Raw genomic sequence first — 5,424 nt, 5'->3', positions numbered from 1 at the left:
CCGGACGGGGCCGGAACGGGCGCCCCACCGACCATCCGGACCGGGCGGCCGTCGGCCGTCGCGGCCGCGGGGCGGCCGTCAGGCGATGCGGCGGCGACCGGCTGCGCCGTTCCCCGGACCAGGGCCGGAACCCCACCACGGATTTCGGGCATTTCGGCCACCGGACCCATCCGGATCGCCGACGGGCGCGGCGCCGCGAAGCGCTCGAACGCCGTCCAGGCGCCAAAGCCGATGCCGGCCGCGCCCAGGATGCAGGCGGCCACCAGCGGCACGGACCCTGTTCGCGTTGCGATGGGGCCGGCGAGCCGGGCGTCGGAAGGGTCGAGAACGGGCGTGGTCGGCTCCGTCATGCAGGACCTCGGGGAAATGTTTGTCACCCCATGACCTTGACACGTGAATCGGGCGTCAAGATGTCGGCCGGGGTCGTCGGAGACCGGCGCGGGAGGGGGTGAAGGCGGTGAACATCCTGGTGACCGGAGGCAGCGGGCAGGTCGGACTCGCGCTTGGACGGCTGCCCTGGCCTGAGGACGTGCGTCTGCACGCGCCGCCGCGGACTGCGCTCGACCTCTCGGATCCGGGATCCATCCGGCGCGCCCTGGAGGGCGAGCGCTGGTCGGCGGTGATCTCGTGCGGCGCCTTCACGGCGGTGGATCGGGCCGAGACCGATGTGGAGGCGGCCTGGGCCGCCAACGCGCTCGCACCCGCCATCCTGGCCCGCGGGGCGGCGCTGGCCGGCGCGCCCATCGTGCATGTCTCCACCGATTACGTGTTCCCGGGCACCAAGTCCGAGCCCTACCAGGAGAACGACCCGGTCGGCCCGGTCGGGGTCTATGGCGCATCCAAGGAGGGCGGCGAACAGGCCGTCCGAACCGCCAATCCGCGCCACGCCGTGGTTCGCACCGCCTGGGTGGTGTCGCCGGACCGGGCCAATTTCCTACGCACCATGCTGCGGCTCGCGGCCGAGCGCGACGAGGTCCGCGTGGTGGACGACCAGCGCGGTTCTCCGACCTTCGCCCGAGATCTGGCGCAGGCGCTGCAGCGCATCACGCTCCGGCTCGCTCGCGATCCGGGCGCGCCAGTCGGGACCTACCACGCTGTGAATTCGGGCGAGGCGACCTGGGCCGGGTTCGCCCGCGAGATCTTTGCGACCTCCGCCCGCCATGGCGGGCCCTCGGCCCGTGTGGTGCCGATCAGCACGGCGGAGTATCCCACCCCGGCGCGCCGGCCGGCCAATTCCCGGCTCGCGACCGACCGCATCCGGGCCGATCACGGGGTTGCGCTCCGGCCCTGGCAGGAGGCCCTGGACGAGACCGTCGCAGAGCTGCTCTCCGGCTCGGTCAGCGCTCCGCCGGGTCGATCCTGAACCGGAACGCCGCGAGGCCGAGCCGCCGCAGCCGCTCCGGGACCAGCATGCTGGCCCGGGCCGCCAAGGCGAGGCGACGCGGAAAGGCGACCACGGCCTGGTCCCGCGCGAGGCCGCCGCGGATGCGGCGCGCCGCCTGCTCCGCGCTCATCGCGAGCGGACGCCAGCCGCGGTAGCGAGCCCCCATGTCCGTGTCGACGTACCCCGGGCAGACCACGTTGACCTGCACCCCCTCCGCCCGCAGCCGTTCCCGCAGCGCGAGGCCGTAGACCAGGAGGGCGGCCTTGGAGGCGCTGTAGCCGGGCGAACTCGGCAAGGGCGCGAAGGCGGCGAGCGAGCTCACCAGCGCGATCTGCCCACGCCCGCGCTGCACCATGGCCGGCACCAGCGGCAGGGCCGTGTTTAGGGCACCCAGGAGGTTGGTCTCGATCTCACCCTGCGCGGTGGCAGCGTCCGGCAGCGGACCCTCGGTCGGCAGGGCCACGCCGGCATTGGCGACCAGGAGATCCACCGGCGCCGCGGCATCGAGCGCCTGGAGCCGCTCGGCCATGCCGTCGCGGTCGCGCACGTCGAGAAGCACGGCTTCGGCGATGGCGCCCTTCGCCCGGCAGAGCGCCACCTGCTCGGCCAGCCGCTCGCCGTCGCGGCCGAGGAGGACGAGGTCGACGCCCGGCGCCGCATAGAGCCGGGCCAGCGCCGCGCCGATGCCGCGCGACGCGCCGGAGATGACGATCCTGGTCGGCTCCATCCTGCTTCCCCAAGCCCCCTGCCCAAGACCCCTGCCCAAGACCCCTGGCCGCGCTCCGGCCGGACCCGCCCACGTTTACGGGCATCCTCCGGCATGGCAACGACCGTGCATGGACCGTCCGATCCTGGTCGACGTCACCCGCCTTCTCACCCGCCTGCACCACCGGGCGCCCACCGGCATCGACCGCGTCGAGCTGGCCTATGCCCGCCGCTTCCTGGACGGCTCGCCCGCCCGGGACGCCGTGGCGCTGACCCCGTTTGGCGCCCGGCGGCTGCCGAAAGCAGTGGGAACCGAACTCGTGGCGAGGCTGGAGGAGCGCTGGCGCGACGGGCAGCAGGCCGGAGAGGATCCGGCAGCGGCCCGGCTACGGGCCTGGCTCCTGGCCGAGCCGGTGCCGCCGCCTGCCCAGCCCGAGCCGGGCCGCGCCGGCCGGGGGGTGCCGCTGCGGTCGCTGATCACGCGCCTCCGCGCCGCGACCTGGCCGACCCTCGGGCCGGCGCAGGGCGGGGCCATTTACCTGCACACCTCGCATCTGCGGCTCGACCTGCCGCAGCGGCTGAGCTGGCTAGACGGGCGCCCGGACATCCGGCCCGTCTTCTACGTGCACGACCTCATCCCGATCGAGCATCCGGAATATTCGGTTCCGGGCGAGGCGGCGCGCCATCGCGTCCGCATGGAAACCGTGGCCCGCCGGGCCGCCGCCGTGCTGACCAATTCAGAGGACGTCGCGGAGCGCTTCAGGGCCCACGCGGCGGCCGAGAACCTGCCGGCCGTTCCGGTCACCCCTGCCCCGATCGGCATCGAGCCCGGGTTCACAGGGGCCGTGATGCCCCTCGGCGCGAGCCGGCCCTATCTGGTCGCCTGCTCCACCATCGAGGGCCGCAAGAACCACCTCCTGCTGCTGCAGCTCTGGCGCGAACTCGCCGGTTTGCTGGGGCCGCACACGCCGGCCCTGGTGCTGGTCGGCCGCCGCGGGTGGGAGAGCGAGGGCGCGACCGACCTCCTCGACCGCTGCCCTGGCCTGCGGCCGCACGTGATCGAGGCGCCCGGCCTGCCCACCCGGGACCTCGCCGCGCTGCTCGCCGGTGCGCAAGCCCTGCTGATGCCGTCCTTTGCCGAGGGCTACGGCATTCCGGTGCTGGAAGCGCTCTCGGTCGGAACACCGGTGATCGCGTCCGACCTGCCGGCGCATCGCGAGGTGTCCCGCGGCTGCGCCACCCTGCTGCACCCGCTGGACGGGCTCGGCTGGCGCGAGGCCATCCTGGCCGCGGCCCAGCGGCCGAGGGCGGCCCGCATCGCCCACCCTATGCCGATTCCCGACTGGGCCGGGCATTTCCGGTTCGTTGACTCCGTTCTCGCGTCACTGTGACGCCGCCTGCCGGGGAGCCAAACCGCTTAAACGTTCCTTTCCGCTTGTCCGCGTCTTTGGCACGTCGCGGGGCCGAATTGGGTGTGTCGCGCCGGCGACAGGTCTCGGTGAAATCGGCCGGGGCTGTCCCCCGGCGCTGTTCCCGGGGCTGAAACGATGCGAAGTCCGGCCGTGTCCAATGCAGGGTGCATGTTGAGCGCGTTCCAACGACTGAGCTTGGGTCTGGTGCTGGCCGCGGGAGCGGCCCTGGGGGGGTGCTCCACCCTGCCGACCAGCGGGCCGATGGCTGCCGACATCGTCAGCAACGGGGACTCCGAGATCGAGCGCCGCTATGTCGTGGCCGACATCGACGAGCGCACGGTGGCAGCTCTCTCCAGCCTGCCCGGCCCATCGCTGCGGGCGCGCTTCGGCGATTACCGGGCTGCGCCCGAGAGCCGCATCGGCGTCGGCGACGAGGTCCGGGTCACCATCTGGGAAGCGGCGGCCGGCGGCCTGTTCTCCTCCCCGGCGATCGGCGGCGTGTCCACGGGCTCACGCTCGGCGCTGATCCCCGACCAGACCGTGGCCCGGGACGGCGCGATCACCGTGCCGTATGCGGGCCGGATCGTGGTTTCCGGCCGGACCCCGCCGGAGGTGGAGCAGATTGTTCTCGATCGGCTGACCGGCAAGGCCATCGAGCCGCAGGTTCTGGTCTCCGTGTCCCGCAACATCACCAACAGCGTCACGGTCACCGGCGAGGTGACGAGCGGCGCTCGCATCCCGCTCAGTGCGCGCGGCGACCGGGTGCTGGACGCCGTGGCGTCGGCGGGCGGCGTCCGCGGCGCCATGCACGAGACCTTTGTGCGACTGACGCGGGGCCGCAACACCGTCACGGTTCCCATGGAAACCATCCTGGCCAACCCGCAGGAGAACGTCTTCCTCCGGGGCGGCGACGTGCTCACCTTGGTGCGCGAACCGCAGACCTTCTCGGCCTTCGGCGCGCTCGGCCAGAATGCCGTCACGCCGTTCGGCCGCATCACGCTGTCGCTCGAGGAAGCGGTCGCCAAGGTGGGCGGCCTGATCGATGCCCGGTCCGACCCGGACGGCGTCTTCCTGCTCCGGTTCGAGCCGCCCGCCACCGTCGCGGCCATCGCGCCCGGCCGGCCGATCGACAAGCGCGAGCAGCTGATCCCGGTCGTGTACCGGCTCTCCCTGCGCGACGCGAAGAGCTACTTCCTGGCCCGAAGCTTCCGCATGCGGGACAAGGACGTGCTCTATGTGGCGAACGCATCGGGCGCCGAGCTGCAGAAGTTCCTGACTCTGGTCAGCACCATCACCTCCCCGGTGATCTCGGGTGTCGCGGTGGCGGGCGCGGTCCGCTAGGGCACGTTCCGGACCGACAATTTCCTCGGCGCCGGCCGTGCATTAGAGCCGGCGCTCCGACTCCCCCGTCCGAGGTTCTGCCATGAAGTCGCGCGCTGCGGTTGCCTGGGAGGCCGGCAAGCCTCTCACCGTTGAGACGGTCGAGATCGGAGGGCCGCGGGCTGGCGAAGTCCTGGTCGAGGTGATGGCGACCGGCATCTGCCACACGGACGCCTACACGCTCTCCGGGATGGATTCGGAGGGCAAGTTCCCGGCGATCCTTGGCCATGAAGGCGCGGGCATCGTCCGCGAGGTCGGGGCAGGCGTCACCTCGGTGAAACCGGGCGACCACGTCATTCCGCTCTACACGCCGGAATGCCGGCACTGCAAAAGCTGCCTGTCGCAGCGCACCAACCTCTGCACGGCCATCCGGGCCACCCAGGGCCAGGGCGTCATGCCGGACGGCACGAGCCGCTTCTCCTGCGAGGCGGTCGGCGGTTCGCGCAACACCGACGGCGTGATCTTCCACTACATGGGCTGTTCGACGTTCTCGAACTTCACCGTGCTGCCCGAGATCGCGGTCGCGAAGGTCCGCGAGGACGC

The 5,424-nt window shown here is 72.4% G+C and carries 5 protein-coding genes and 1 pseudogene; 4 read left to right on the top strand and 2 right to left on the bottom strand.

Annotated elements, in window-relative coordinates; genetic code table 11:
* Nucleotides 1-350 (bottom strand): annotated as a pseudogene (locus tag JWR86_RS06430) (chemotaxis protein CheA); the annotation flags it as partial.
* Between the two features lie 107 nt (nt 351-457).
* On the opposite strand from JWR86_RS06430, the gene rfbD reads away from it, so the two are divergent.
* Nucleotides 458-1,363 carry a dTDP-4-dehydrorhamnose reductase gene (gene rfbD / locus JWR86_RS06425; protein WP_299562424.1) on the top strand — a complete coding sequence of 302 codons (906 nt, stop codon included), beginning with the start codon at nt 458-460 and terminating at the stop codon, nt 1,361-1,363.
* Here the strand turns inward: rfbD and JWR86_RS06420 are convergent.
* Entirely contained in the window at nt 1,338-2,111 is a 774-nt protein-coding gene (locus tag JWR86_RS06420) for an SDR family NAD(P)-dependent oxidoreductase (protein WP_299562421.1), read from the bottom strand. The genes rfbD and JWR86_RS06420 overlap by 26 nt on opposite strands.
* 109 nt (nt 2,112-2,220) lie before the next feature.
* Here JWR86_RS06420 and JWR86_RS06415 point away from each other — a divergent pair, with 109 nt between their 5' ends.
* The 3 genes from JWR86_RS06415 to JWR86_RS06405 form a co-directional block, all read left to right on the top strand.
* Nucleotides 2,221-3,480 carry a glycosyltransferase gene (locus JWR86_RS06415; protein ID WP_299562418.1) on the top strand — a complete coding sequence of 420 codons (1,260 nt, stop codon included), beginning with the start codon at nt 2,221-2,223 and terminating at the stop codon, nt 3,478-3,480.
* A 282-nt stretch (nt 3,481-3,762) separates the two neighbouring features.
* On the top strand, nt 3,763-4,842 hold the full coding sequence (locus tag JWR86_RS06410; protein WP_299562415.1) for a polysaccharide biosynthesis/export family protein: 1,080 nt from the start codon (nt 3,763-3,765) through the stop codon (nt 4,840-4,842).
* Between the two features lie 82 nt (nt 4,843-4,924).
* Nucleotides 4,925-5,424 (top strand): alcohol dehydrogenase catalytic domain-containing protein (locus JWR86_RS06405; protein ID WP_299562412.1); only part of this gene is annotated, 500 nt, incomplete at its 3' end.

It is taken from the genome of Enterovirga sp. (genome assembly GCF_028290205.1).
In the GTDB taxonomy this organism is placed as follows: Bacteria; Pseudomonadota; Alphaproteobacteria; order Rhizobiales; family Beijerinckiaceae; genus Enterovirga.
The sequence above is the reverse complement of the archived record's forward strand: the minus strand, read 5'-3'. Positions and strand labels throughout refer to the sequence as shown.